This is a genomic window from Actinomadura harenae (assembly GCF_003696215.1).
Lineage (GTDB): Bacteria > Actinomycetota > Actinomycetes > Streptosporangiales > Streptosporangiaceae > Spirillospora > Spirillospora harenae.
Map to the genome: position 1 here is coordinate 39656 of NZ_RFFG01000010.1, position 26958 is coordinate 66613.

General features: G+C 69.4%; 29 protein-coding genes. 16 read left to right on the forward strand and 13 right to left on the reverse strand.

Annotated elements, in window-relative coordinates; all coding sequences use genetic code 11:
- Positions 1–97: 97 nt before the first annotated feature.
- Positions 98–742: a TetR/AcrR family transcriptional regulator gene (locus tag EBO15_RS07770; RefSeq protein WP_122193637.1), complete on the forward strand. Its 645-nt coding sequence runs from the start codon at positions 98–100 to the stop codon at positions 740–742.
- Positions 743–820: 78 nt separating this feature from the next.
- Here the strand turns inward: EBO15_RS07770 and EBO15_RS07775 are convergent, their stop codons facing one another.
- Entirely contained in the window at positions 821–1369 is a 549-nt protein-coding gene (locus EBO15_RS07775) for a hypothetical protein (protein ID WP_199744388.1), read from the reverse strand.
- Between the two features lie 354 nt (positions 1370–1723).
- Here EBO15_RS07775 and EBO15_RS07780 point away from each other — a divergent pair, with 354 nt between their 5' ends.
- Positions 1724–2350: a hypothetical protein gene (locus tag EBO15_RS07780; RefSeq protein WP_233616044.1), complete on the forward strand. Its 627-nt coding sequence runs from the start codon at positions 1724–1726 to the stop codon at positions 2348–2350.
- Positions 2351–3074: 724 nt separating this feature from the next.
- Here the strand turns inward: EBO15_RS07780 and EBO15_RS43560 are convergent.
- On the reverse strand, positions 3075–3359 hold the full coding sequence (locus EBO15_RS43560) for a DUF6968 family protein (RefSeq protein WP_147481414.1): 285 nt from the start codon (positions 3357–3359) through the stop codon (positions 3075–3077).
- 440 nt (positions 3360–3799) lie between these two features.
- Complete coding sequence (locus tag EBO15_RS07785; protein WP_147481415.1) at positions 3800–4453, reverse strand: hypothetical protein; 654 nt, start codon at positions 4451–4453, stop codon at positions 3800–3802.
- A 676-nt stretch (positions 4454–5129) separates the two neighbouring features.
- Here EBO15_RS07785 and EBO15_RS07790 point away from each other — a divergent pair.
- The 7 genes from EBO15_RS07790 (at position 5130) to EBO15_RS07820 (ending at position 11251) form a co-directional block, all read left to right on the forward strand.
- Positions 5130–6332, forward strand: coding sequence for an NAD(P)/FAD-dependent oxidoreductase (locus EBO15_RS07790; protein ID WP_122193639.1), 1203 nt, complete (start codon positions 5130–5132; stop codon positions 6330–6332).
- A gap of 151 nt (positions 6333–6483) precedes the next feature.
- On the forward strand, positions 6484–7923 hold the full coding sequence (locus tag EBO15_RS07795) for an MBL fold metallo-hydrolase (protein ID WP_325051879.1): 1440 nt from the start codon (positions 6484–6486) through the stop codon (positions 7921–7923).
- The gene (locus tag EBO15_RS07800; RefSeq protein WP_122193640.1) at positions 7920–8861 is read left to right on the forward strand and encodes a sulfite exporter TauE/SafE family protein; all 942 of its coding nucleotides are present in this window, start codon (positions 7920–7922) and stop codon (positions 8859–8861) included. Before EBO15_RS07795 ends, EBO15_RS07800 begins: the two co-directional genes overlap by 4 nt.
- Positions 8862–8965: 104 nt before the next feature.
- The gene (locus tag EBO15_RS07805) at positions 8966–9745 is read left to right on the forward strand and encodes a GntR family transcriptional regulator (protein ID WP_122193641.1); all 780 of its coding nucleotides are present in this window, start codon (positions 8966–8968) and stop codon (positions 9743–9745) included.
- Positions 9746–9830: 85 nt separating this feature from the next.
- Positions 9831–10178 carry a sec-independent translocase gene (locus EBO15_RS07810; protein ID WP_122193714.1) on the forward strand — a complete coding sequence of 116 codons (348 nt, stop codon included), beginning with the start codon at positions 9831–9833 and terminating at the stop codon, positions 10176–10178.
- Between the two features lie 109 nt (positions 10179–10287).
- Positions 10288–10668, forward strand: coding sequence for a hypothetical protein (locus EBO15_RS07815; protein WP_122193642.1), 381 nt, complete (start codon positions 10288–10290; stop codon positions 10666–10668).
- A 265-nt stretch (positions 10669–10933) separates the two neighbouring features.
- A complete protein-coding gene (locus EBO15_RS07820) occupies positions 10934–11251 on the forward strand; it encodes a DUF6879 family protein (RefSeq protein ID WP_199744389.1) in 318 nt (105 codons plus the stop codon).
- A 39-nt stretch (positions 11252–11290) separates the two neighbouring features.
- Here EBO15_RS07820 and EBO15_RS07825 read toward each other — a convergent pair whose 3' ends face one another.
- From EBO15_RS07825 to EBO15_RS07840, 4 genes are all read right to left on the reverse strand, one after another.
- Positions 11291–11719 (reverse strand): MarR family winged helix-turn-helix transcriptional regulator, encoded by a 429-nt coding sequence (locus EBO15_RS07825; protein WP_122193643.1) that lies wholly within the window; start codon positions 11717–11719, stop codon positions 11291–11293.
- Positions 11716–12150: an SRPBCC family protein gene (locus tag EBO15_RS07830; protein ID WP_122193644.1), complete on the reverse strand. Its 435-nt coding sequence runs from the start codon at positions 12148–12150 to the stop codon at positions 11716–11718. Before EBO15_RS07830 ends, EBO15_RS07825 begins: the two co-directional genes overlap by 4 nt.
- A gap of 113 nt (positions 12151–12263) precedes the next feature.
- Entirely contained in the window at positions 12264–12941 is a 678-nt protein-coding gene (locus tag EBO15_RS47235) for a condensation domain-containing protein (protein WP_122193645.1), read from the reverse strand.
- A gap of 242 nt (positions 12942–13183) precedes the next feature.
- Positions 13184–13495, reverse strand: coding sequence for a hypothetical protein (locus EBO15_RS07840; protein WP_122193646.1), 312 nt, complete (start codon positions 13493–13495; stop codon positions 13184–13186).
- Positions 13496–13922: 427 nt separating this feature from the next.
- Here EBO15_RS07840 and EBO15_RS07850 point away from each other — a divergent pair, with 427 nt between their 5' ends.
- From EBO15_RS07850 to EBO15_RS07860, 3 genes are all read left to right on the forward strand, one after another.
- Positions 13923–14147: a hypothetical protein gene (locus tag EBO15_RS07850; RefSeq protein ID WP_122193648.1), complete on the forward strand. Its 225-nt coding sequence runs from the start codon at positions 13923–13925 to the stop codon at positions 14145–14147.
- Positions 14148–14720, forward strand: coding sequence for a DUF6879 family protein (locus EBO15_RS07855; protein ID WP_122193649.1), 573 nt, complete (start codon positions 14148–14150; stop codon positions 14718–14720). It begins immediately after the preceding gene.
- A gap of 271 nt (positions 14721–14991) precedes the next feature.
- Positions 14992–16860 carry a tetratricopeptide repeat protein gene (locus EBO15_RS07860; protein WP_199744390.1) on the forward strand — a complete coding sequence of 623 codons (1869 nt, stop codon included), beginning with the start codon at positions 14992–14994 and terminating at the stop codon, positions 16858–16860.
- 115 nt (positions 16861–16975) lie between these two features.
- Here the strand turns inward: EBO15_RS07860 and EBO15_RS07865 are convergent, their stop codons facing one another.
- A complete protein-coding gene (locus EBO15_RS07865; protein WP_122193651.1) occupies positions 16976–17692 on the reverse strand; it encodes an AfsR/SARP family transcriptional regulator in 717 nt (238 codons plus the stop codon).
- A 166-nt stretch (positions 17693–17858) separates the two neighbouring features.
- Positions 17859–18641, reverse strand: coding sequence for a GNAT family N-acetyltransferase (locus tag EBO15_RS07870; protein WP_147481416.1), 783 nt, complete (start codon positions 18639–18641; stop codon positions 17859–17861).
- Positions 18642–19101: 460 nt separating this feature from the next.
- Between EBO15_RS07870 and EBO15_RS07875 the strand changes: the two genes are divergently transcribed.
- The 4 genes from EBO15_RS07875 (at position 19102) to EBO15_RS44080 (ending at position 24757) form a co-directional block, all read left to right on the forward strand.
- Complete coding sequence (locus EBO15_RS07875) at positions 19102–19524, forward strand: VOC family protein (protein ID WP_122193653.1); 423 nt, start codon at positions 19102–19104, stop codon at positions 19522–19524.
- 260 nt (positions 19525–19784) lie between these two features.
- Positions 19785–21557, forward strand: coding sequence for a bifunctional metallophosphatase/5'-nucleotidase (locus EBO15_RS07880; RefSeq protein ID WP_233616045.1), 1773 nt, complete (start codon positions 19785–19787; stop codon positions 21555–21557).
- Between the two features lie 964 nt (positions 21558–22521).
- Positions 22522–22950, forward strand: coding sequence for a plasmid mobilization protein (locus EBO15_RS43565; protein ID WP_147481417.1), 429 nt, complete (start codon positions 22522–22524; stop codon positions 22948–22950).
- 214 nt (positions 22951–23164) lie between these two features.
- The gene (locus tag EBO15_RS44080) at positions 23165–24757 is read left to right on the forward strand and encodes a relaxase/mobilization nuclease domain-containing protein (RefSeq protein ID WP_158628150.1); all 1593 of its coding nucleotides are present in this window, start codon (positions 23165–23167) and stop codon (positions 24755–24757) included.
- A 107-nt stretch (positions 24758–24864) separates the two neighbouring features.
- Here the strand turns inward: EBO15_RS44080 and EBO15_RS07895 are convergent, their stop codons facing one another.
- The 4 genes from EBO15_RS07895 to EBO15_RS07910 all read right to left on the reverse strand — a co-directional run bounded on the left by EBO15_RS07895 (position 24865) and on the right by EBO15_RS07910 (position 26941).
- Positions 24865–25161, reverse strand: coding sequence for a hypothetical protein (locus EBO15_RS07895; RefSeq protein ID WP_147481418.1), 297 nt, complete (start codon positions 25159–25161; stop codon positions 24865–24867).
- 316 nt (positions 25162–25477) lie between these two features.
- Positions 25478–25960, reverse strand: coding sequence for a hypothetical protein (locus EBO15_RS07900; protein WP_122193658.1), 483 nt, complete (start codon positions 25958–25960; stop codon positions 25478–25480).
- 67 nt (positions 25961–26027) lie between these two features.
- The gene (locus EBO15_RS07905) at positions 26028–26450 is read right to left on the reverse strand and encodes a hypothetical protein (protein ID WP_122193659.1); all 423 of its coding nucleotides are present in this window, start codon (positions 26448–26450) and stop codon (positions 26028–26030) included.
- 26 nt (positions 26451–26476) lie between these two features.
- The gene (locus EBO15_RS07910) at positions 26477–26941 is read right to left on the reverse strand and encodes a hypothetical protein (protein ID WP_122193660.1); all 465 of its coding nucleotides are present in this window, start codon (positions 26939–26941) and stop codon (positions 26477–26479) included.
- Between the last annotated feature and the right edge of the window lie 17 nt (positions 26942–26958).

Consider the following 26958-nt stretch of genomic DNA (forward strand, 5'->3'; position numbering starts at 1 on the left):
ATCGAATGATGGAGAGCAGTGCAATACCCCCTGACCTGGTCTTTTTGTCTCCATCAAGTGATTGCATCGGGTCGGCGTGTCCGGTAGCCTCGGGCGCATGAGCGCCCAGTCCGACGACGGTCAGAACCGCCGCGAACGCATCCTGGAGGCCGCCACTCGGCTGTTCGCCGAGCGCGGGTACGACGCCACCAGCACCCGCGCGATCGCCGACGCCGTCGGGCTCAACATCGCGACGGTCGCCTACCACGTCGGCGGGAAGCCCGAGCTGTACCGCGCGGTGATGCGCCGCACCCACCTGGCCCAGCGGGACGTGGTCACCACCGCCCTCGAACAGCTCGCGACCTGCGGATCCTCGGGGGAGGAGACCCGGGCCGCGCTGCTCGGCTTCGTCGACGCCTACCTCTCGTTCTGCCTGAGCCGCCCCGAGGTCGCGACGCTGTGGATACGCCGCTGGCTGTCGGACGGCGCCGACGTCACCGAGATCGAGCACGAGTTCGCCGGCCCGCTCGTCGCCGAGGTCGCGGGCGCGGTCCGCGCCGTCCTCGACCGCGCCGGACTCGGCGCCGGCGTCGACGTCGAGATGCTGACCTTCACGATCGTCTGGACCGCGCACTCCTTCGGCCAGGCCGGGATCATCGACCCGGCGGGCCGCCGCGTCGGCCCCCGCGACCTGGCCGTCCTCGACCGGTTCCGCCGCAACCTGCACGCCGTCGTCACCGGCGTCCTGGACCAGGCGACCTGAGCCCGCGCCCCGGCCGTCGCGGGGAGGAACAGGGCAGGCCCCGGGATCCGTCCCGGGGCCTGCGGTGTCCGCGCGGGATTACGGGATGATCTGGTCGGCGGTGGTCCAGTCGGTCACGATCGCGTGCTGCGCGGCCGCGAGAGTGACCTGGTCCGCGCAGACGGCCTTGTACAGCTTGTACTCGATGGCGTCCTTGGGGTTGGGGGAGGAGCCCGGCTCCGGCCACAGGTTCAGCGGGTCGCGGGGCGCGCCGCCGAGGCTGAGCGGGATGAAGTGGTCCTCCTCGTACGAGGACGTGCTGGTGTCGCTGTAGCCGTACTCGATGATCTGCTGCTTCTTCAGGGCCGTGGTGTAGGACGACGGCGGGCGGATCGAGCCGGAGTAGCCCCCGACGCAGATCGTCTGGTGGATGGTCGCCTGCGTCACGTCGGGGTTGAGGGCGCCGGGCGTGCAGTTCGGGTCCGGGCGCGTGGTCGCCGGGTCGAGGCTGGAGGCGTGGCAGTAGCCGGGCGGGAACGAGTCGAGAGCCGGGGACGCGGCGGACGCCGTGCTCGTCGCGGCGGCCGTGACGAGCACGGCCGCGCCGAGTGCGGCCAGGGCCTTGGCGGTGTGGACGTGAAGGGGCACGTCGACTCCCTGGGTGTCGAGCCGCCGACCTTTGCGCGACGGCTGAAACGACCAGGAGCCTGACCCTTTGAGGTCACTAGGAGGTGTACGTCCCGTTAAGACGGATCTGTCGCCACAAAGGTCTCACCGAACAGACAGGTCCGGGCCGGCGTTCCCGAGCACGGTCCACAACCCTTCGGTGGTTCACGATCGCGGGGGCCGTCGCCGGGGAGGCATCGGTCAGGCGGTGGCACTTCTCCAGGCCGTACTACGACGCAGGGCGTAGTGCGGGAGCCGCTCCTCGGCCGATGCGCCTCCCGCCACCCTCCGGGGATGCTGGCGGCCGGCCGTCCGGCGAGGGAGAAGGAGTCGACCATGGCCGCGCGACCCCAGCGCACGACCGAAGGCACGCAAGGGACGATCGAAGGCACACCTCGCACGATCGAAGGCGCGCGGCGCACGGCCGGAACCGGCCGGCCCGCGCCCGCGGTGGCGCGGGTGAAGCTCTCCCGCCGCGTGCGCCGTGCCGTCCTCGTCCTGCACATGGTGTCGGCGGGGGCGTGGATCGGGATCGACGTGCTCGTCGCCCTCATGGTGCTGACCGGCTGGTTCGCCGACGACGTGGACCTGCGGAGCCTGGCCTACCGGGCCCTGGCGGCGTTCGTGGTGTGGCCGATGCTGATCTCCGGGCTGGTCTGCCTGGTCAGCGGCGTCCTGCTCAGCCTGGGGACGAAGTGGGGCCTGGTGCGCTACTGGTGGGTGGCCGTGAAGCTGGTGCTCAACGTCGCGCTCTGCACCGTCATCATCCTGGTGCTCCAACCGGGCATGGACGCGGTCGGCACCTACGGCCAGCAGCTCCTGACGGGCAACCCGTCCCGCGACCCCGTGGCGAAGCTGTTCTTCCCGCCCGCGGTGTCCCTCACCGCCCTCACCTTCGCCACCTGGCTGTCGGTCTTCAAGCCATGGGGCCGCCTCCGCCGCCGCACCCCCGACCAACGCTGAGCACAACGGCGGTCGAACGCCGGCCGGTCTCAGGCCGGGCCGCCGCATCCTGGAGCAGTTTCCCGAGTCTCTGCTGCCGCCCGCCCCGCCGATTGGTCGGCGGCCGCTCGGCGTGGTGGTCTCGAGGTCGAGTGCGCCCGGACGCTGGGCCGACGGCGGGACACGAGCACCCGGGCACGTGAAGGGCCCCCGACCCGAACGGATCGGGGGCCGCGGCATCGACGGGTGCCGTCCCGAGTTGCTGTCGGTTCAGCCGATTGTGGCCGTGCCGACATACCGGCTGGTCGTCCACCCCCATTCGCCGTTGCGCCAGCCGCCTCCGGGGCGGCCACAGTGTCAGCGATCTTGCTATTGAGCCATGTGACGATCACGGAATTGAGCCACCTGTCATGTGTTCGGGATCGGCTGGCTCCGGTTGAGAGAGTCCGGTTCTGGGGGGCGGTGGTGCGTCGTCCGGACTTGAAGGTTGCTTGGCCGGTCGTGGGCCGAACACAGAACGGCGCGTTCACCGGACGTGGCGAACGCGCCATGGGCTGGCGATGTGGCGCCCGTTGCCGGTCGGCCTGGTCCAGAGCTGTGAGCATGATGGCCGCCTGGACGGTGCCCGTGGGGACGAGTGCGTCGAGAATGTGGCACCGGTGTATCGACCGCTGCGGTGCAGCCGTCTTCCAGCGATCCACCGCTTCTGAAGTGTGGAGGAGGCGGACCCGTGGCGTGGGTGGGACTACGAGTCGAAGCCGAGATTGGTTTCGTCATTCCAGCGCAGTGTTGCTCCTTGTTGTGTAAAGGTGTCGAGGACTGCACTCGCCGTCTTAAGAGCAAGCTGCAACGCTTGGACTCCGTCCACTCCATGGGATGCGTACTGGTGCTCTTCGCCTAGGCCGGTAATCTCGAGCAGGCATACGAAGTCTCCGTGCTCGTCCTGCTGCGGGCACCCCAGAAGGACGAACACTTCGCCGTGCCCACCTTGCCGCTCAAGGGTGAGTTTCCGTGTCGCAATCGGTTCCATGGGCCACCGTCCTATCTGGTCAGCAGGGCGGGTGAGTCCAGTATTCCCGTTCTGATGCAGAACGCTCTGCGCTCCGAAGCGGAGGACCAGCATCGTGCCCGTCCTGCGGCTGCTGGGACCTTCCTGCAACGGGCCGAGTCGCTTTCGTATTGATCGGCGCAATCCGTCCGACTGCACTGCTGGCGAGTCGTGGCCGCAGTGGCGTCCACCGCCGGATAATTGATGGAGACGAATGCAAGCAAGGCGACCAGTGAAACCTTGAAGCCTCGGAACATCCAGATCATCCCCTTCTGTTGAGAGCAGTCGTCACATGGCTATTCCTCTCCGCATGCGTCACGCCAGAAACGCTCAGTATGCATTAGGCATCTTGAGAGTGACGGTGTCAGTTGTCATTCGGCGGGTTGTCGCGGACCTGCGGACGGCTGGTGATCCGGCCTCCATTAGCACGCTGTGCGTAAACCCGTGGGGCTCGTGCCTTGAGTAACGCCTGGATCGATTCGCCGGACTCGTAAGCGTTCGCTTAGTTCGATGGTCAGCGCTTTGTGCTGACCATCGGTCAGTCGCTTACCGGATGGCGAAGAGGCATCCGGTGTCAACGTGGTCAAGCCGCTTTCCGGGCCTTCCTGTCGTTGGCCGCTTTCGTGGTCGTGGTCGTGGTCGCGGCGTTCGCGCGGGTCCGGGCGCAGCACCGCCACCCGCTCGGCCCGCGCCTGCTCATCGGGAAGGTTGGCCGTCACCCACCGACGCAGCGACGCCACACTGCAGCCCAGCCCGTGCTCGTCGGCCAGCCGTTGATGGATCGTCGCCATCGTCACGCCGTGCCGCCGTTGCTGGACGATGTAGTCCCGATGCCGCTCAATCTCCGGCGCGGTCGACTGCCGCACCCGGGTGTCGACCAGGTCGGGAAACCACCGGCGGACCCGCTCGGCCCACTCCGCCCCACCCGACTCCGGCCCATCGGGACCCAGCCCCGCCCGCGCCGCCGGGGCAACGTACCGGGCGACGGTGTTACGCGACACCCCCAGGCTCGTGGAGATCTCCCGCGACGACCGGCCCGCCTGCCAGTGCGTCAGGATCTCCACCACGTCGACCATCTCGAACCGTCTCCTCGCCACAGACTCCCCCCGGCGTCCTTGAGGACCAACAAGAGGATCTTGGCAACACCGTGACGGAGTCCACCCGACACGCCACGCAGAGTGATCCGGCTCAATAACGTGATCGCGCCCCAGGCAAGTGGCTCAATTCCGTGATCGACAGGCCGTCAACCCGGCTCAATAACGTGATCGTCGACAGCCCTTCCACCACAACTCGACCGACTTGGGCTGCAGGGCGATCCCCGCGAACCCTCCTCCGCGCCCCGACTTCTCCATCGCCCAGGAGATCTTCGACGCGGCTTCAGCGGCACCTGGTCATGCATCTTCTGCCGGATGTCCGCCGGGCAGGACCTGGCCAACGAGTCTGCCCCACAGGCGTTCCTTGGGGCCACCGGGGGTCTCCACCAGGGGCGGGCCCGGGCGTGGGCGGTGGCCAGGCCGCCTCCTTCGGGAGTTTGCCGTGCTGCATTAGGGCGTCGCCTGCCTGGGCTCGGATGTCTCGGGTGGGGCCGGGGTGAGGGGACTGCTTCTTCTGGAGTGCTCACTGGGGCTGGGGGCCTCGCGTCGCGGCTGAAATGTACGTACAAAGGTGTCGGGATGTCCGTTGGGCCCTTGCGTGCGGCCCGACCGCCTGGCAGCTTAATGTCCGTACATTTGCTGTGTTGGGAGGGTTCTCGTGTCGACCGAGCGGCAGCACCGGATCGTGGTCATCGGGGGTGGGAGCGCGGGGATCTCGGTCGCGGCCCGGCTCCGTCGCGCGGGCGAGCAGGACGTCGCGGTCGTCGACCCGGCCCTCCGCCACAGTTACCAGCCCCTGTGGACGCTGGTCGGCGGCGGGCGCGCGCCTCTACGGGAGAGCATCCGTCCCCAGCGGTCCGTGATGCCGAAGGGCGTCCGGTGGATCCGCCGCGCCGCGATCGCCGTCGACCCCGAGGCGCGGGTGGTGACGCTCGACGACGGCGGCGCGCTCCGCTACGAGCAGCTGGTGGTCTGCGCGGGCATCCAGCTGGACTGGGACCGCGTGCCGGGCCTCGAGGCCGGGCTCGGCAAGGACGGCCTGTCCAGCAACTACCTGGCGGAGACCGCCCCCGCGACCTGGCGTTTCATCCGCGACACCCGGTCGGGCACCGCCGTGTTCGGTATGCCGTCGGGCGCCATCAAGTGCGCCGGAGCGCCCCAGAAGATCGCCTACCTGGCCGCCGACTACTGGCGTGAGCAGGGCGTACTGGGCAAGATCGACGTCCATTTGGTGCTGCCGGGCGCGGCCATGTTCGGCGTTCCCGAGTTCGCGCGCGTCCTCGACGGCGTCGTGCGCCGGTACGGCATCAACGTCCACTTCGGCAGCGAGGTCACCGAGGTGCGCCCCGATGCCCGTGAGGTGGTCGTGACGAGTCTCGGCAGCGGGGAGACGACGACGCTGCCGTACGACATGGCCCACCTCGTGCCGCCGCAGAGCGCCCCGGACTGGATCAAGCGGAGCCCGCTCGCCGGTGCCACCGACCCCGCCGGGTACGTCGAGATCGACAAGCACACGATGCGGCACGTCCGGTACCCGGACGTCTGGGCCCTCGGGGACGTCGGGTCGTCCCCGAACTCCAAGACCGGCGCGGCCGTGCGCAAGCAGGCGCCGGTGGTCGTGGCGAACCTCCTCGCGGCGATGAACGGCCGGGAGCCCACGGCCGCCTACACCGGGTACGCCTCGTGCCCGCTGACCACGGCCCGCCGGAAGATGCTGCTCGCCGAGTTCGACTACAGCGGACGGCCCACCCCGTCGATCCCGGTGATCGACACCCTCCGCGAACGCACCGACATGTGGTACCTGAAGCGCCGCGGCCTGCCGTTCCTCTACTGGAACCTCATGCTCCGCGGCCTCGCCTGACCCGGCCCCCCGGCCCGAGCGGTCACCACATGACCCCGCCCGGACGCCGTCCGCGCCCCGGCCCGCCTGCACCTGCGCCGTCGCCGGGCCGAAGCGCCCCACCCCCAGCGCCCTCAACGCGCGCGAACAACGTCGCATCCAGGAGCCCCCAATGACCGCCCCTGCCGGACCTCTGGTCTTCGTGCAGTTCTATCTCGAGTGCCTGTCCCACGCCTCCTACCTCGTCGGCGACCGCACCTCCGGCCGCGCCGTCGTGGTCGACCCCCAGCGGGACGTCAACGACTACATTGCCACCGCCGAGCGGCACGGCCTGACCATCGAGCGGGTCGTCGAGACCCACGTCCACGCCGACTTCCTCTCCGGGCACCTGGAGCTGGCCGAACGCACCGGCGCGCGCATCTCCTACGGCTCCGCCGCCGAGCTCGACTTCGACATCGACCCGCTGGCCGACGGCGAGCACCTCGCGCTCGGCGAAGTCGACCTGGAGGTCCTGCACACCCCGGGCCACACCCCGGAGTCGATCTGCGTCGTCGTCCGCGAGCACGTCGGTGACGCCGTCCCGTACGGAGTCCTGACCGGCGACACGTTGTTCATCGGCGACGTCGGACGCCCCGACCTGCTCACCTCCCGGGGACGGTCCGCCGAGGAGATGGCCCGCGCCCTCTACGGCTCGACCCGCGCCCTGCTCGCCCTCCCGGACGACACGCGCGTCCTGCCCGCGCACGGAGCGGGCTCGGCCTGCGGAAAGAACCTCTCGACCGCTCTGAGCTCCACGATCGGCGAGCAGCGGCGCGACAACTACGCGCTGGCGGACATGACCGAGGACGAGTTCGCCGCCGCCGTGATCGAGGCCCAGCCCACCGTGCCCGCCTACTTCGCGTTCACCTCCGTGCGCAACCGCCAGGCCCGGCCCGTCCTGGACGAGGACGCGCCCGTCGAACCCCTCACACCCGACGCCTTCCTGCGGGCCTGGACCGGCGGCGCCACCGTCCTGGACACCCGGGACCCGGAGTCGTTCGCCTCCGGCCACCTGCGAGGCGCGATCAACATCCCGCTGGGCGGCCGGTTCGCCGAACTCGCCGGGGGAGTGCTCGACGCGGGGGACGCGATCGTCCTCTGCGGGGACCCGGCCGCCGCCCGCGAGGCCCGCAACCGCCTGGCCCGCATCGGCTTCGACCGAGTCCAAGGCGCGCTGAGCACGGTCGTCGACGTCGTCGACGCCGAGCACCTGAACGTCGCCGCACGCGTGGAGGCTGACGCCCTGGCCGACCGGCTCGCCGACGCCCCGGGCGACCTCACCCTCCTGGACGTGCGCGGACCGGGCGAGGTGCGCGACGTCGGGACCATCCCCGGCGCCCGGCTCGTCCCACTGCCCGAGCTGCTCGCCCGCCTCGGCGAACTACCGGCGGACCGTCCGCTGACCGTGTTCTGCGCGGGCGGCACCCGGTCGTCGGTCGCCGCTTCCGCCCTGCGCGCCCACGGCTTCGACGCCGTCGACCTGCGCGGCGGCTTCTCCGCCTGGCACGGCGAGGTGGCGCACCCCGCCGGCACCGGTTCCGAGGACCCCACCCCGGACGGCGTGCCCGCGTGACCGTCGTGATCCTGGCCCTGTTCTGCGGGGCCGTCGTCGGCGTGGCCCTCGGCGCGCTCGGCGGCGGCGGAGGCGTCCTCGCCGTCCCGGCCCTGGTCTACCTCCTGGGCGTCACGCCCGCCGACGCCGGGACGACCAGCCTCGCCATCGTCACCGCCACGTCCGTCACCGCGCTCGTCCGCCACTCCGGCACCGGCAACATCGACTGGCGTACCGGCACACTGTTCGCCGCGACCGGCGTACTCCCCGCCATCGGGGCGTCCGTGCTCACCCACCGCATCCCGCAGGCCGTGCTGACCAGCGCGTTCGCCGTCCTGGCCGCCGTCGCGGCCGCGGCGATGCTGCGCGGTGCCCGTGCGGCGCGTCCCGCTCGTCCCGTCGCCGCGTCCCCAGTGCCCGCCGCGAGCACCGCCGCCACCGGCCAAGGCGGCGCGGACGCGACCGCCTCCCGGCCGACCGGGGGAACGATCCTCGCCGACCAGGAAGAGGACGCGAGCTGCTGGGAACCCGGCATGGCCCGACCGGAGCCCGCACCTGGCGCCGGCCGAGCGGGCCCCACCCCCGGACGGAACAGATGGCCGCGCACCTCCGCCGCCGGGGCCGGCCTGGGCGCGGTGACCGGACTCCTCGGCGTCGGCGGCGGGTTCCTCGTCGTGCCCGCGCTGGTGTCGGTGCTCCGCCTGCCGATGCGGAAGGCCGCCTGCACCAGCCTCGTCGTCATCCTCATCAACTCGGTGGTGTCCCTCGCCACCCGCCTTGCGGTCGGCGGCGACTCCCTCGACCTCGCGATCTTCTTCCCGTTCGTGGGCGCGGGCATCGTCGGCGCCTGGGAGGGCAAGCGGCTGGCGTCCAGGCTGTCCGGCGCCGCCCTGCAAGGGGCCTTCGCCGCCCTGCTGATCGCTGTGGCGGCGTTCATGCTGGTCGGCGTCCTCGCCTGAGACCCCGCCTTCACGTGCGCGAGGTTTGTGTCGTTCCCCGAACGTTCGTAGATTTGCGCCGTGTCCCCTACCGCTTCCCAGTCCCGCGAGCTCGGGAGGGCGTCGTGAGCCTCCAGCCGGGTCCCCGCCCGCTCACCCGGTCCACCGGCAAGCCGCTCTGGGCACAACTACGCGCCGACCTGCTGCGACGCCTCGAGGAAGGCGAGTTCCACGACGTGTTCCCCGGCGAGCACGACCTGGTCGCCGAGTACCAGGTCAGCCGGCACACGGTCCGCGAGTCGCTGCGGCAGCTCCGCGCCGAGGGCCTGGTCACCGCCCAGCGCGGCAGGGCGTCCCGGTTCACCTCGAGCCGACCGCTGGAGCAGCCGGTCGGCCAGGCCTACAGCCTCTTCCGTTCCGTCGAGGAGGTCGGCGCCGTCCAGCGCAGCGTCGTCCGCGTCCTCGACCGGCGCGCGGACGGAGTGATCGCCGTCCGCATGGGCCTGGAGGAGTCCACCCCGCTCGTCTACCTCGAACGCCTCCGCCTGGCCGACGAGGAGCCCCTCGCCGTCGACCGGGTCTGGCTGCCCGCCGACATCGCCGCCCCGCTCCTGGACGTCGACTTCACCCGCACCTCCCTCTACGACGAACTCGAACGCCACTGCGGCAGCCCCATCCGCAGCGGCTGGGAACGCATCCGCGCCGTCGTCCCCGGCCCGGCCGAACGCCTCCTGCTCGACTGCCCGCCGTCGACCGCCCTGTTCGCGATCGACCGCCTCGGACGCGACGGCGACCTGCGCCTCATCGAATGGCGCCAGACCCTCGTCCGCGCCGACCGCTTCGCCGTCGCCGCCGCGTTCTCCAACAGCGACTACCACCTGGGCGCCCCGGCCCCCGCCCTCTGACCACGCCCGCCCCACCCGAACATTCCGCGCTTGCGTAAGTGCTTAAATGTCATGTGCGGGCTGACGGGCGGACGAAGGGGTGCCGGTGTTCGATATCGGGCTGGTCAAGCTGGGAGTGCTGGGGGTGCTGGCCCTGCTGATCTTCGGGGACCGGCTCCCGGAGGTGGCCCGGCAGGCCGGGCGGACCCTGAGGGAGGTGCGGGCCATGGCCGACGCGGCCCGGCAGGGAATGCGGGAATCGCTCGGACCCGGGTTCGAGGACTTCGACCCCGCCGACCTCCACCCCAACACCTTCCTGCGCAAACACCTCTTCGACGACGTCCCGCCGTCCTGGCCGAGCCCAACCGGGACACCCCGGGCCGCCGTGCCGTCGCCCAGCACACCACTGATCTTCGACGACGCCCCGCCGCCCTTCGACGACGAGGCCACCTGACCGCACCCACGAGGTGGCAGGGCTGTCACCCCTCACGCGTAGCGGACGGTCACCGCGCACCGACACGATGAGGTCGCTGTGTCCAGCTGTGACTGAAGGGATACGAGCGTTGAGCGATGACGCGGGTGCCCCCGTCCGGAGCGGAAGCCCGGACTCCGCCGTCGACCGGGTCGCCGACTTCTACGGCGCCTACATCGACGCGGTCTCCGACGGCACCGACGACCTGAGCGACGAACTGCGCGCCCACTACCTCACCGAGGACTTCCGCCAGCGCCTCGCCGCGTGGGAGGAGGCCAACCACGCGGACGGCGTCCTGCGCGCCCAGGACGTCCCGACCCACTGGGAGGTGCGCTACCACGACTCGGGCGCCGGCCACCTGTTCACCACCGTCACCCTGACCTGGGGCACCGGCCCCGACGCGGGCCACACCCGCCTCGCCGTCCAGAGCGACCTCAGCACCAAACTGATCTCCGACATCGAAGACGGCTAAAAGAACCGCCCCGACGCGAACCACGAGGCCCGCCCCCTGGGGCGGGCCTTCCGCATACCTGACGGACGGGCCTGGCCGACGCCGACATCATGCCGACCTGCCGGGCGGCCGGAACCGGGCCGGTTCATGACCCCGGCAGCAAGGCCGCACGGGGGCTCCGAACACATCGTGCGAATCACCCGCGCCACTCTCATCGCCGCAAGAATGACATCCCGGACGAATGATGCATCAACCGCTGGCCCGCCGCCTCCATGGGGAAGAGGCGATGGACGATCAGCCTCTCCGCGACGAGGTGCGGTCGCGGAGTCTGGAGTTCACGCGGGTGCGGCTGCTCTCCTACCCCCTCACCGACTACCTGCACCACGAAATGATCAACTATGAGGTGCGAAGCCGGCTGGGGGAGCGCATCGAGTGCTTCGTGCCACCGGCCCCTGTGAACGGCTACTTCGACTTCCTCCTGTTCGACTCCCACACCGCCCTCGTCCACGACTATGGGCACGGACCCGTCGGCCACCAGACCGGCGGCTGGCTCACCCATGACCCCAAGACGCTGCACGCCTTGGCCGACATCGCGACCGACTAGCGCGCCCGCTTTCTGATCGGATAGCGGTGTTCGCACGGGTCAGGGCGCGTCGCGGTGTTCGGCGATGGTGCGCAGGGTGGTGCGTAGCGAGGCCGGGTCGGGGCCGAACAGCTGGGTGTCGAGGGCCTGGGCGATCTGGACGGCCTGGCGGGTCAGCGTCCAGCCCTGCGGGGTGAGCGTGAGTCGCAGGGCCCGGGCGCTGGTCTCGTGGGCGTGGCGGGTGATGAGGCCCAGCTCCTCAAGGGTCCGCAGGACTCGCGAGGCCATGTGCCGGTCGGTTCCGGCCTGGTCGGCCACCTGCTGCTGGGTGGGCGGGCCCTCAAGATGTTCCAGCCAGCTCGCCGTGGCGAGCAGCATGAACTGGGTGTGGGTCAGGCCCAGCGGGCGCAGTCGTGCGTCCAGTTCGGCGCGCCAGGCCAGCGCGGCGTGGTGCAGCCAGAAGCCCGGTGACTGCAGCGGGCCGCTCATGCGGCCCGTGCCCCGCGGCGGGCCGCCTCGGCCTCCAGAGCCGTGAAGGTCTTGAACATGTCGGCGCGCACCCGGCGCCCGAAGTAGAACCGGAAGAGCGGGACCAGCGGGCCGCTGACCCGCATCGTCTTCGTGCAGCGGATCCTGCCGCCGGGCAGCGGCTCGAACTCGTTCATTCCGGTGATCTTGCCACCGGGCAACCCGCATTCGGAGCCCCACCGCTCGAACGGCACGACCTCGGTGATGGTCCAGTCCGTGGACGGGCCGCCGTTGGGCTTGGACCAGCCGATGGTGCCGGCCTCGAACGGGCCGTCCAGCCGGGCGTCCTTCTCGTGCGGGTCCCAGGCCGGCCACCCGGCGACGTCGCAGACCGTGTCCCACACGGTCTCGATGTCCCCGGTGATGACGGCTTCTGCGGAGATCTCGTACATGGTTCCTCCCGGACTGGTGTCGTGACACCAATATAGACGGTGTCGCGACACCAATCAATCCCCAAGAGGACGGGACAGCGCGCCGTCCCAGCGGGTTCCGCACTCCGGGCACGTCACGGCCGCCGCGTCCGGGCGCGCGTAGAGGTCCGCCTCGCACGTGTTGCCGTCGTCGAGGTTCGTGCCTCACTGCCCGGTGTGCCGGAGCTCGGGCGGATGGTCGGCTGCCCGCCGAGCAGCCCGTGCGCCTGCCGCGATCTCGCCCAACGGCCCCTCGCCCTCGGGACGCCCCATGAGGTGATCCCTGGGCCTTTGAGCAGGACCGACGTCAGCAGGGGATGGGCACGCCGGCTCCGGCGATGTCGGCCACCGGGGGCCGCGGCCGGTCCGTGGGCACGTCCAGCAGCGGTGGCAGGCCGGCCAGCCGGGTCGCCCACCAGTCCAGGTCCGTGTCGGCGGACGCGTCGGTCCGGTTCGCCTCCCATTGCGCGATGTCCGCGTATTGCAGACGTGGGGCGGCGGGGGCCGGCGTAGCCGGCGGCGATGTCGGAGAGGACCGCCGGGACCGAACCGGCGTCGACGACGATGTGGTGGAACGCCAGGGCCAGGACGTGCGCGTCGTCGGTGGTCCGCAGGAGGGTCGCCCGCATCGGCGGCTCGGTGTCGACCGCGAACGGCTTCGCCGCCTCGGCTGCCAGCCAGACGATGCTCCGAACATGCTGCGCACGCCAAAGCACCGCCAAGGGTGCAGACCACCCCGAGAACAACCAGCCGACGAGAAGCCGCCTTGTCATGGGTCATCTGCCGTCGGCGCCGTCGTCCATATCCGCCGAAAAGGCTGTGACGGACGCATACGTCGCCTGCCGGGAAGACTCAAGGTCGACGGACAACGGCCACCGCCCACCGGGCATCCCGGGACGGGGAACCGGGCCCGTGACCGCCCACGGCGGGCCGCCGGAACCGGGGATGGTCAGGGGGAACCGACCGCCGAACGACCACGGTGCACCCATGGCGACGGAACAGCCGAAAACTGACGCTAGACGAACGCGGCTTTATCGCGTTCGCCCAGGTCGGGTGTGGTGCCGCGTTCGATCAGGTGTGCCCGGGCCAGGTCCTTCAGCGCGCTGCGGACGGCGGGGGTGTGGTCGGGGTCTTCGGCCAGCAGCGCGGCGGCGATTTGCAGCGCCAGCGGCAGATACCCGCACACCCTGGCCAGCTCCGCGGCGCCGACCGGGTCGGCCGGGATGCGGGTGTCGTCGGGGTCGGCGATCCGCAGCGTCTCCTCCAGCATCGCCACCGCGCCCTCGACGTCCAGCACGTCCAGGTCGAGGAGCCGGGCATTCAGCATGGCCAGGGTGTGGCGGGAGGTGACGATCGCGGTGTTCAGCCCCGTCGGTGGGCAGCAGCTGGGCCTGATGGGCGGTGTTGACGTTGTCGGCGATCACCAGGACCCGTCGGCCGCGGGCGGCGAACTCGGATGCCGACAGTCTCCTCTCGCCCGAGGTCATCGCTCGGGAGATCGTAGAAGACCTGACTGCCGCACTGGCTGAGTTCACCGCTATCGCCGAAGCCCTCGAAGGGCCAGGTGCCCAACCACCGAGCACGTGATGCCAGCCGCTGTCTGGAAGCGGCTGGGGAGCCCAGTCGAGCTGCTCTGCCATCGGACGTGGGAACTTCTTGACCGCTGCGGACACGATGGTGGGGCTTGTTTGCCCGACGACCGCTTCTTAGACTCGGGACGGAGCTGTGTGCTGGACTACTGAAGGTGGTTGGCCGTGAAGCTTGTCTTGCTGAGCAAGGACAAGGGATCGGGTGGCAACGGCTGTCCCTCGGTGTACCTGGCGGAGTCGGGTGAGCTCGTCGTCCAGGGTGGTGAGGTGGACACCGCGACGCACGCGGAGTTGGCCAACGTTCTGCCCGGCGAGACGGCGGTGCGGATCGCACCGGAGGTTCTGCTCGAGGCGGTCGAGCGGCTGCGGGCCATGGGAGGGACTGGCTAAGTGGGGCGGACCTTCGACTCGCTCGCGGACCCGGAGTTCAATCGGCTGTTCAGCGACTTCCGGTTCACCGCGTACCGGCTGGAGTCGCTGCAGCGGTACGGCGTTTTCTACGAAGAGGCCGAGTTCGCACTGTTCATGGACGGCCAGGAGCGGGGCGAGTTCCCTGGCATCGCCGACTGGATCGAGGGGACGGTGCGACCGGCCGTCCGTGCGGGCAAGCGCATGCATCGGGTCCATGTGGTGGAAGAGCCGCTGTCGGACTACGTGCGGTTCGAGTGTGCCTGGTCGTATGAGCACACGGTGGCCGCCGGCGAGGACGTCCGGATCGCGCCGGTCGGCCAGGGCGAGTGGCTGGATGGGTTGCCGCACTACGACTACTGGTTGTTCGACTCGCGTCAGCTGGTCACGATGCACTACGAGGACGATGGAACGTTCGCCGTAGCCGAGATCGTCGACGATCCTGAGCAGGTCGTCCTGGCCAACTACTGGCGTGACATGGCGATGGTGTCTTCGGTGCCCTACCGCGAGTTCGCGACTCGCTTCGGCGGGCAGTTCTCCCCCGGTCATGGCTGAGGCTCCCGGCAGAGAGCCGGGCCCGACAGGCAACCAGTACCGCGGGGAAGCCAGGACGGCTGTCCAGGTCAACACCCTCAACGGAGATATCCGTGTTGATGGGACGCCTCCTGGGCTGCCGGCCCCTCGGCAGTTGCCGTTGGACGTTCCGGGGTTCGTCAACCGGGAGGACGACCAGCGAGAGCTGGACGAGCTTCTGCAAGCGGTTGACTCGTCGGGCAGGGAGGCAGTGTCAGCCGTTGTAGTGTCCGCGATCGCCGGGGCGCCGGGCGTGGGCAAGACCGCTCTGGCGATCCACTGGGCCCGGCGAAGGCGGGATCGCTTCCCCGACGGGGATCTGTATGTGGACATGCGCGGGTATGGGCCAGGATTGCCGCTGACGGCCGCGGACGCGTTAGGCGGGTTCCTGCGAGCGTTGGGCGTTCCCGCAGAGGCCATCCCTGAGGACGTTGGCCAGCGCGCGGCGCTGTACCGGTCGATACTCGATGGCAGAAGCCTGTTGGTCGTCATCGACAATGCCGCCTCCACCGCTGCGGTGCGGCCGTTACTGCCTGCCTCATCCGGGTGCTTTGCGATGATCACGAGCCGAAGCAGGCTCGCAGGGCTGGTCACCAGGGAGGGAGCGACGCGAGTGACACTCGACATCCTGACTCCCGAAGGAGCCGTGGAGCTGCTCGGCCAGGTGATCGGACCCAACCGTGTGGAAGCGGAGCCGGAAGCCGCCCTTCGGATGGCTGACCTGTGCGGCTATCTTCCGCTCGCACTCCGCGTCGTCGCGGAACACGCCGCCTCGCGCCCGGCCCTGTCATTGACCGGTCTGGTCGAGGAACTGACAGACGAGCGGCACCGACTCGATGCGCTCGCCGAACGCGAGGACGAGCTGAGTGACGTCCGCACCGTGTTCTCCTGGTCCTACCAAGCACTCGACTCGGATCTGAAGCAGACGTTCCGGCTCCTCGGACTGCACCCCGGCCCCGAGTTCGGCATCGGCGCGGCAGCAGCACTCACCGCCACCGATGAACGCACCACCGCGCGACGGCTGCGGGAGCTGACCAGTGCGCACCTCCTCCAGGAACCGAAGGACGGCCGCTTCCGCCTGCACGACCTCCTCAGGGCGTACGCCCTCGAATGCACCAAGGCGGAGGATCCCCAGCATGCGCGAACTCGGGCCGTCCGGCAGCTACTGAGCTGGTACCTGCACACGACCGACCGCGGCCGCAAGGCGATACTCCCGCATTCGCACGAGGTTTCCCTCGTCCCCGCCGAGAAGCTGAGCCTGCCCCGATTCCCGGACGCGACGCAAGCCATGGGGTGGTTTGAGCAGGAGCGCCAGAACCTACTCGCCGCCATACGCCAAGCCTTCGAGCTCGGGCAGTACGACATCGCCTGGAAGCTACCGGTGGTTGCCGATGGCTTCTTTGAACTCGGCTCACACTGGACCGAATGGAAAAAGGTTCACCAGCTCGGCCTGGAAGCGGCACAAGCCTTGGGAGATGCTCTCGGCGAAGCCTCCAACCTGTTCTGCCTCGGCGACGCCGCCTGGCGCGGCGGCCGGCACGAGGAAGCCATCGAGAACTACAACCGCACTCTCGACATCGCACGCGGCCTCGGGGACACGTGGCTGGAGGGCTTCACTCTGCGCGGGCTCGGACTGATCCGCGAAGAGCAAGGTGACTTCGACGCGGCGAACGCTCTGGTCCTCAACGCCCTGGACGTCTTCCGGGATGCCGGATGGCGGCGGGGAGAAGGGATGGCCCTGCTCAGCCTCAGCCGAAGCGCGCTCGCAGCAGGGGACATCGAGCCGGCCATCACACTGGGCGAGCAGGCCACGGAAATCTTCGAAGCACTGCCAGACGAATGGAGCACCGCCTGGACGGCACTCTCGCTGGGGCCGGCCCTGCGGCAACTGGGGCGCGCCGCCGAGGCCGAGGTCCGCCTGAGCCAGGCCGTTGAGACCTTCGCCCGCTTTACCGACCGGCAGAGTGAAGCGATGGCCTGGGAGGCATTGGCCGAGGTCTTCGAGGAGATGCGCAACCGCACGGACGCGCGACGCAGTTGGACCAGAGCCGCTCAGCTGTACGAGCTCCTTCGAAACGACAAGGCAACCGAACTCAACGAACGTGCTGCCCGGCTCGCGTGAGGAGTGATCCGAGGCACCGAATGCCCTCAGCACAGGTCGCGGCCGTCCGACCCCAAGCCGAATGTCGCCAGACTCTCAAGCAGGACGGCCATGGGGCTGGCCTGGGAGCGTGGGCTCAGGTGCTGCGGACAGCCCGCTGATACAAGTCGACTGTTGGGGCAGCCGGTCGAAGCTTCATGGGGCTTAGGAGTTCGGTCAGCTCCTGGTAGCAGTGGTGAATCGCGGTTGTGTCGCCGAGCGCGGCGTAGGCCTGTATGCGGCTGCGGTACAGGTGTTCAGAGTTCGGGGCGATGCTTGTGGCTCGTTCGAGAAGTGCAGGGGCGGCCTCCAGCGGACTCATGCTGGCGAGTTGGACGAGGGCTTCAACCACCTCGCGGTCGAGTGCGCGGCGGGCGGTGATTGCGAACTCGTGCTCGGAGCCGGGCAGGTAGGGGCCGGTGTAGAGGTCGACGGCGCTCTGTAGGAGTGCGGCCTTGTTGGGCGGAGTGGCGGCTCGGGCTGCGTTGAGCTTGTCGCGAAGCTGCCAGACGTCGGTCTGGCAGAAGCCGTTGTTGAGGCGGTAGCTGCTGCGGCCGATCCTTTGGATGACCTGACTGCCGGCTGGTCCGCCGCCGAGTGCCTTGACTAGGTGCCCTCGGGCATCTCGCATCGGGCCCCAGAAGGTGTCCCGATCCTCGGCAGGATCGCTGTCAGGCCAGAGCCTCGAGTAGGCCGTCAATCGAAAGGGGACATCGCGGCCGCTCCCCAGCTCAGGTATCCCCACCCCCGCCAGCGGCAGCGCGCCCTGAGCGGAGTCGTTCGCGCCGCCGCGTGAGGGGTTGTGCTCCGCCATGCGCCGCACACTATCGGGCGATCCTCCTCGCCTACTGATGCGACAGGGATACCAGGCCGGCTGTGTTCAAGGCCGTCTCCACTCGTCGTTCCGGACGGGAGCGCCAGCAGCGCGGGCATCCGCGTGCTCAAGTGGTGGACGTCGAACTTGTTCGTGCTGAATGCGATCACAGATCGCAGGCGAAGAAACGTTCCGAGGGATCGGTGTAGATCCCAGCTGGCACGCTGAACATGGTCAGCTTGACGCCCTGCCCCTCGCGGAGCACTGTGAGGCCCTGTCGGCGATAGTAGGCATCCAGACCGCTCCTGGCGCTGAACTGTCCGTACAGCAGCAGATAGCGAAGCTGGCTGTAGAGCTGGCGGCAGGTGGCGATGAGCGCGGCGGCGATCCCGCCTGACCGATGAGTGGGCTCGACCGCTACAGCGTTTAGCTTGATGATCTTCAGCAGGCCGGCCAGTGCCTCCATCTCTGGGATGCCGAGGTTCGATAGGACTCGCGCTGGTGGGAGTGCCAGCAGCGCCCCCACCACCCCGTGACTCGGGTGGTCGGCGACCAAGATGCATGACAGACCGATGATCAGGTCGTCCACCGACCCTTCGCCCTCGGGGGAGGCTGCCACCGCCATTTCGTACGTCAGCGCTTCCTCGCCTTCGGCAAGCCCCTTCATCACCGCGGTCCCCAGCCGGCCATCGGCCATCGCGTCCGCGAGCCTGTTCTCCAGGTTGACCCCGCTACCAGTCGACGCGATCAAGCGCTGCACCGTTTCGAGGTCCCCGACCTGCGCCATGCGGATCCGAACCCCGCTCGCCAGTACCAGCCCGTCCGTCAGCGTGGCGGCGGTTAGCGCAGCGCCATCGATTCCCGCATGCGAGGAGGCCAGCGGAGGAGGCGCCGGTCGGCGGCGGCGGGCGGACTTGTCCTTCTTCGGATTGGGCCGTTTGGTGACCATGCGGGAAGCGTAAAGGTGCCCGCCCTGCGCCTTCAGGCCGTTGACACGAACTACGTCCGCAGCGTGCCCCGCCTGCACTGGCAGGCGGTCGTGCGGGGATGCCGGACGGGGCGGTCGCGCACGCCGCAGGGAGCCATCAGAGGGAGTACAGCCCCATCTGATCGTCACCAGCGGTTGGGCATGCCGAAGGTGACCTGGCTGAATCGTTGCCGAGCAACCACCGGACAGCCACGGGGGCAAATTGGGGCAAAAATGACGCTGGGCAAACGCGACAATTTTGCGTTTGCCCAGGTCAGGTGGGTGGGTCGCGTGGGACTCGAACCCACAACCTACGGATTAAAAGTGTCGACGCCAGTCTTCGGTGTGACTGCCATTCTGGACGGAGAGTAGGACACATCCTGGCCGCTACTCCTGGGACGTTGGCTCGTGTCAGACAGCAGCTTGGAGTTAGGAGCGGACCTTGTCCGTCACGACCACGACCCACCTGAACCTTCGCGGCGAGGCTCGCGCGGCGCTGGAGTTCTACCGGTCCGTCTTCGGCGGGGACCTCGCCGTCGTCACCTACAAGGACGCCGGGGCCGTCCAGGAGGAGTCCGAGGCCGACCAGGTGATGTGGGGTCAGGTGCTCGCAGCGAACGGCTTCCACGTCATGGCCTATGACGTCCCCTCGCGGCTGCCCTACGGCCAGGGCGAGAACGCGTTCTTCGTGTCGGTGCGCGGCGAGACCGTCGAGGAGGTCACCGGTTACTGGGAGGGGCTCATCGAGGGGTCGACGATCGTGATCCCGTTGGGCCCGGCCGGGTGGGCGGCCGCCTATGGGATGGTTCGGGACCGGTTCGGCGTCACCTGGGTCCTCGACGTCGTCAGCGGAACGAACGAGTAGCGGAGCGTCGTCCCGCCCGTCCCCGTTCCTTGTCCACGGGACGGGGACGGGCGGGCGCTTTGTGCGGGGCAAGGTGTGCCAACGGGGGGTGGTGAAGATTGCGGGATACCGCCAGGTCGGACCGGATCTTGAGGGGCTATCGTGTCGCCTTGCCCTCAGAGTGAAGGAATATAAACATGGTTGATGCGGGTAACGGATCCGGTCCGGCGCCGCGCTGGTGTTCGTGTCGGGTGCCGGACGACGCGGAGCGTCCGTCCGGTGTGAGCCGCAGGAAGGTGCTCGGTGGCCTCACCGCCGCCGGGGCGCTGGCGATGGCGGGATGGCCGGGGTCGGCGCAGGCCGCGGCGCCCGGCAAGGACAAGTCGGTCACCATCACCGTGATGGGGACGTCCGACCTGCACAGTCACGCCGTGAACTGGGACTACTACACCGACGCCGCGTACACCGACAGCGCCGGGAACGTCGTCGGTCTCGCCCGGGTGTCGAGCCTGGTGGAGCAGATCCGTTCCACGCGGGGACGCGACCACACCCTGCTGTTCGACGCGGGCGACACCATCCAGGGCACCCCGCTGGGTTACTACTACGCCACGGTCGAGCCGATCACCAAGACCGGCGACGTCCACCCGATGGCGCGGCTGATGAACCGGATCGGCTACGACGCGGTGGCGCTCGGCAACCACGAGTTCAACTACGGGCTGCCGATGCTCCGCCAGTGGATCGACCAGATGGACGCGCCGGCGCTCGCCGCGAACGCCGTCCACGCGGGGACGACCCGTCCGGCGTTCGAGCCGTACATCATCAAGCGGATGCACGTGCCGGGCCACCCGCCGATCAAGGTCGGGCTGCTGGGCCTCACCAACCCCGGTGTCGCGATCTGGGACAAGGCGAACGTCTCCGGGAAGCTGGAGTTCCTCGACCTGGTCGAGACCGCCAAGCGCTGGGTGCCGATCATCCGCGCGCAGGGCGCGGACGTCGTGATCGTCAGCGCTCACGCCGGGGACAGCGGCCTGTCGTCCTACGGCACCGACCTCCCGGTGGAGAACGCGTCGGCGATGGTCGCCGAGCAGGTTCCCGGCATCGACGCGATCCTGTTCGGCCACGCGCACCTCGACATCCCGGTGCGGTACGTCACGAACAAGACGACGGGCCAGGGCGTCGTCATGAGCGAGCCCAAGTGCTGGGGTGAGCGGCTGTCGGTCTTCGACCTCACCCTCACCCACGACCGGGGCCGCTGGACGGTCACCGGCAAGTCCGCCACGACGGTGAACACCAACACCGTCCAGGAGGACGCGGCGATCGTCTCGCTGGTCAAGAAGCAGCACGACAAGGTGGTCGCCTACGTCAACCAGAAGGTGGCGACGTCCACCCAGGCGCTGTCGGCGGCGGAGTCCTGCTGGAAGGACACCGCGATCCTCGACTACGTCCAGCTCGTCCAGACGGCGAAGGTCACCGAGGCCATCGCGGGGACCGAGTACGCGTCGCTGCCGGTGCTGTCGATCGCCGCGCCGTTCAGCCGCGCCGCGACCTTCCCCGCCGGGCAGGTCACCATCAAGGACATCGCCGGGCTCTACATCTACGACAACACCCTGCTCGGCAGCGTCCTGACCGGCGCGCAGATCAAGGACTACCTGGAGTACTCCGCGCAGTACTTCAAGAAGACCGCCCCGGACGCGCCCGTCGACCCGGCGTCCTGGACGAACGAGGCCAACCGGCCCGACTACAACTACGACCAGTTCGCGGGCGTCGACTACGAGGTCGACATCTCCAAGGACGCCGGGTCGCGCATCGCGAACCTGTCCTACAAGGGCGCCCCGATCGCGGCGGACCAGAAGTTCGTCGTGGCGGTGAACAACTACCGCCAGTCCGGCGGCGGCGGCTTCCCGCACATCAGCGGCGCGCCCGTGGTCTACAACGCCCAGGTCGCCATCCGCGAGGCGATCGTCGCCTACGCGTCGGCGTCCGGCACGATCGACCCGGCCGACTTCCACATCGAGAACTGGAAGCTCACCCGTAACGGCACGCCGGTCTTCTGACCGTCGCGTCCGCTGAGCGGATGACGTGAAGCGGACCACCGGGCCGGGCACGCGCGTGCCCGGCCCGGTGCGCGTTCGTCAGCCGACGACGCTGTTGATCCAGCCGAACTCGACGGCCCTGACAACGCCGACCGGAGAGCGAGCCGATGTCGACCATCGCCGCGTCGCCCGTCCTCTTGCTGGGGTCGGTGACAGCGGTGGCGACCATCACCCGGTTACACGCCGAGCTTGAGTGTTGACTCTGTGTCCCTGATCGCAGAGTATGGAGCGCAGAGAACGCTACTTCGTCTCTGTGAGTGTTATCGATGGCCAGCTTCAAGAGGAAGGAAGACCCAGATGATCAGACTGCGCCTGATTGTGGAGCTCCTTCATGACCGAGCCTGGTACTCCGAACGCTGAGCACACGCTTCAGCCCGCCCGCGCCCTCCCCGCGCGGGTCCGGGACCTGAACCACGCGACGTCCGGGCCGTCCGGACTGACGGCATCGCAGGCCGTCCACGCCATCCTGGGCGACCCGAACGAGGCCGCCTACGGATGCGATCAGCGGCTTGAGCGGCGGGGAGAGTCCCTGGAGCGGGAACTCGGCAACGCACTGAAGCACGCACGGCGCGAGATCGCCGTCCTGGTCGTCCCCGAGCGCAGTGCCACTCCGAGCTTCCTCCACGGGAGCATCCCGACGGCCGGTGAGCCCTGTTGGGCAGCGGTGGCGCAGGCCGGCAACCCCATCGACGCCGGCGGTCCGCCATCACCACCGATTCCTCGAACTCGTTCGAGCGTTCCTCGGCCTGTTCCCAGCCGAGCGCCATAGCCGGGGCCGGGGCCCGGTGAAGCCGAGCGAGCTGGGGCGATGCCGCCCATATGAGCTCGGCTCCGCAGAACAGGAAAGGCAGTCCCAGGACTCTCGCTCCCGACCGAGCGGAACAGGGAGCGCGGGCCGGATTGCGCGATCTCGTATGGAGGCGGCATGTCAGAAGAGCCAATTTCGAAGCAGGCAGCGGAGAGAAGGCCTGGCACCGGTCGGACCAAACGCAGGCGACAGTCACCACCCCGAGACAAGACGATCGACTTCCGGCTGACCCAGCAGGAGTACGCAGCCCTCCGCGAGGCCGCGAACCGCTCGCACTGGGCCCTCAGAGCGTTCGTCGCGCACACGGTGCTGTCGGAGGTGAAGGGCACCCGCAAACCCGAGCACGCTGAGCTCCGCGCGCTCCTGGAGGAGTTGATGCAGGTGGGCGGGGAGATCCGACAGCTGGGCGTGACCCTCGACCAAGTCGCCGCGGAACTGCACCCCGGTGAACTGACACAGCAACTTGGCGCCGACGCCCAAGCCTGCGCTCGCCTGGTCGACAAGGTCGATCGGGTGGCCGACGCGATCTGCAGGCGTCTGCCGTGACCAGGCGACCTGGACGGCCAGCGTGATCGGCAAGGTGACGCGGAGCAGGCGAGTGGACGGCTTGTTGCGGTACCTGTTCGGGCCCGGCGCCAACGGTGAGCATCACGATGCCCACCTCGTCACCGGCTTCCGCACTCCTGCGGAGCTCGAACCTCCGCAGCGGGCGGACGGAACCCGGGACCTTCGCCGGCTCCGCGCGCTACTCACTCACCCGGTGAAGTTGCTGGGAGACCGGAACTACGACAGACCTGTTTGGCATTCGTCCCTTCGCGCCGCGCCCGAGGACCCGATCCTGACCGATGCGCAATGGGCGCGGATCGCGGGCCAGATGATGGACCGAGTCGGACTCGCGCCCAAGGGCGACCCGAACGCCGTCCGCTGGATCGCCGTCCGGCACGCCGTCGACCACATCCACGTGGTCGCCACGCTGGCCCGCGCCGACGGCATTCGCCCGACCACCAGGAACAACGGGTACCTGATCCGGGACCTCTGCCGCGCAATCGAAGACGAGCTCGGACTGCGACGGACCGCCCCGGGCGACCTGACGGCCGCCCGCCGCCCCACCCGCGGCGAAGTGGAGAAAGCCCAACGTGTCGGCCTGACGGAGGATCCCCGCACCGCTCTCCGCCGACGCGTCCAGGACGCAGCCGCCACCGCGCGGACGGAGGCCGAGTTCTTCGAGCGGCTGCGCGAGGCAGGAGTCCTGGTCCACCGCCGCTTCAGCCAGGACCATCCGGACCAGGTGACCGGCTACGCGGTCGCGCTGCCGAACTACCGGACGGCCGCCGGACCATCGGTCTGGTACGGCGGCGGCAAACTCGCCGCCGACCTGACCCTGCCCAGGCTCCGGATCCGCTGGTCCTCGACCGATCCGCCGGTGTCCGGACGGGGCCTGGACGAACCGACCGTCCGCGCCTACCTCCGGACCACCGTCCGCCAAGCGGCCGGCACATCCCGGACCGCCGCCGACTTCCTCACCCACCTGGAGGCCGCAGGAGTCACCGTCAAGACCGGACGCAGCGTCCAAGACCCCAATGAGATCACCGGGTACGCCGTCGCCCTCCCGGACCACCACGACGCCCAAGGCCATCCCGCCTGGTACCCGGGAAGCGAACTCGCGGAAGACCTGACCTGGACATCCCTATGCCGCTCCTGGAACGGTCTTCCGTCCCCAACACCAGTCACCGAACTCTCAGCCGATGAACGCCGAGCGATCTACAGCGACGCCGCCCGCGCAGCCGCCTTCGCCAGCGCCGAGATCCGCCGCCACACCGTCACCGACCCCCACGCGGCCCGCGACGCCTGCTGGGCGACCGCCGACCTTCTGCACGCCGCAGCCGACGCGACCGGCGACCGGCATCTGAGAGGCGCAGCGGACGCCTACGACCGCGCCGCCCGCCCACCCCACGGCCGCATCCCCCACCCCACACCCAGCGGAAACCGACTCCGCGGCGCGGCCCGGATCATGGCCATCGCCCGAACCAGCGGCGACCCGGGCCTCCAACCCCCGGCAGCGCTCGCGTCCGCACTCCTGACCCTCATCGACACCATCGGAGACCTGCACCACCTCCACCGCCACGAGCCACAGAGCGACGCCGTCAAGGGGGCGAGCACACACCTCTCCAAGGCCGCCCACGACCGAACGCCCTGGCTCTCCCATGACCACCCCCGACGGCCAACCCCTGCGACCGTTGCGAGGGCGGACGTTCCACACTCCTGGGCCCCGCCGACCCTGGGTGTTCCTAGCCCTCCGACGACCAACGTGCCTGGCACTGACCGTTCCCGACGCAGCCGGGGACCGAAGTGAACGACCTCCCGCCTGGCGTGAGCCTCGGCGATTCCGGTCGGCCGTGGCAGCCGACACAGACCCGGATGCCACGGTCGACCGGGCGACCAGCTCCGCCGGGATCTCACTCATCGTGTGGCTCGCAGCCGTGCACGCACCAGCTCGTTCAACTCGTCGGCTCGGCTCTGTTCACCGAGGATTTCCAGGACGTCGCGGAACTGGCGCGCTCGCCGGATTCCCGAGACTGATCCACGCATCGCGAACACCTCCAACGCGTCGGTGGCCGCCGCCATCATCGCCACCGCCGCACACCAGACCCGCCCCGGACTCACGATCGACTCCGTCGAGGATCGAGGCACCGCACAGGCCGCGCCCTCCAGGGCGTCCTCCAACCCGGCGTCGTCGTCCTCATCAAGGCCGGCCACGCCCTCCACCTCGACGAACTCGCCACCGACCTTACGACCGGCGTCTAACGAAACCAGTTACATAGGAGGCGATCTCCTGCCACCAGGGCCGGGGCGCTGGAAGGGACGTCGCTCCGCCAGGTATGGGAATAATCTTGCCGGGGGAGCGGTGCCGGGATGTCGGGCCGAAGTCCCGTCCACGCGCGGGCCCCGTCCTTCGCGCTGCCGCAGCGGCGGCCTGCCGCGGCAGGCCAGACGTCCCGGCCACGCGGTGTGCTCACAGACCGCCACTCCCAGATCGGCCGCTATGTGGACACTCCCCGTTGCTGTGGGTGGGTCAGCAGTGCCAGCGGGTTACTGCGGAGCCGCGGTCGCCGTTCCAGATGATCCCCGCGCTCGCCCATACGCAGTGCCCCGCGCCGGGCACCGAGACCGGGCCGGCGTAGTAGCCGTAGTTGGCCAGGCCGCCGCCGGCAGGGTCGGAGCGCTGCAGGTTGTACGGAGGGCTGCAGGGGGCGCTGCCCGCGCACTGGTAGATGGTCACGCCCATCGGCTTGACGACGCCCCAGTCGACGGACGCCGAGGTGGCCGTTGCGCAGTTCTGGCCGGTGGAGCCGTCCCAGTACAGATTCAGGTAGCCGACGGTCGTGGATGTCTGGACGGTGTCGATCGGCTCGGTCTCCACCAGGGTGCCGCTGCAACCGTCGCTGGCGACAGCGGGGATGGCAGGGGCGTCGGCCAACGCGTTGGCTTCGTTCACGGCAGGCAGGAGCATCCCGACGATGAGGGTCAGGGACAGCGGGGCGGCCTTGAGCTTCATGGTTCTCCGTTCACAGTCGGAAGCGGCCCTGGCGCACGGATACGTCAGGGCCGCAGCACTCAACGGGTCAGCAGCGCACGTCCGTGGCGGCGTTGGCCACATCCGGGTACCAGCCGACCGCGACGGTGCACTGGTCGAGTGTCGCGGCGCCGCGCGACCATGCCTCGACGACCTTGCCCGGGCAGCTGAGGTCCTCCAGAAGGCGGGTGCCGTCACTTTGGACGGTCGCGATGGAGATGCAGGCGTCCCAGTTGCTGTGCGTGTCGCGGTAGCCCTGCCACACGTACAGGTAGCCGTAGTTCTTGCCGCAGCCCTTGAACTGCTTGACCGACGCGAAGGTCTGGCCGCTGATGTTGATGTAGGCGGTCGAGCCGATCTGGACGGTGCTGGAGCAGCCGGGCGCCTGCTCGGCGTGCGCCGCCGTGGTGACGCCGAGCGTCATCGGGGCCGCGAGTACGACGCCGAACATCGCGCGGGTGAGCTTCCTCATGGGGGGTTCCTTTCCGGGGTGAAGGGTCAGCCGCAGCGCTGGTCGGTCTGGCCGTTGCTGACGTAGGAGCCGAAGAAGAGGGCGGCGTCGGCGTAGGTGCACTTGCCGCTGCCCGCGAAGCCGGGCGACCAGAAGTCCGCCTGCCGCGTGTTGTAGGTGGTCCGGTGGCCGCCGTCGGTCTCCACACCGGGCGACTGGACCCAGATCTCGCCCAGGTCGACCGTCCAGGTGCCCGAGTGGCTGTCGCGGAAGGACTGCCAGACGTAGGCGTAGGCGAAGTTCTGGTGGCAGCTCGGCGACCAGTACTGCTTGATGGACATGGCCGACTGCCCGTTCTCGTCCGGGACGACCTTGGTACTGCCGACCTGGTAGGCGTCGGAGCAGGAGCCGATCTCGGACGCGGAGGCCGGCGTGGCCACCGCGACCAGCGGGGACACGGCGAGCGCGAGCGCGGCCAGCCCGGTGGAGACGCGGGGGATCGAGCGGTGCACGGAGTTCTCCCTTGCGA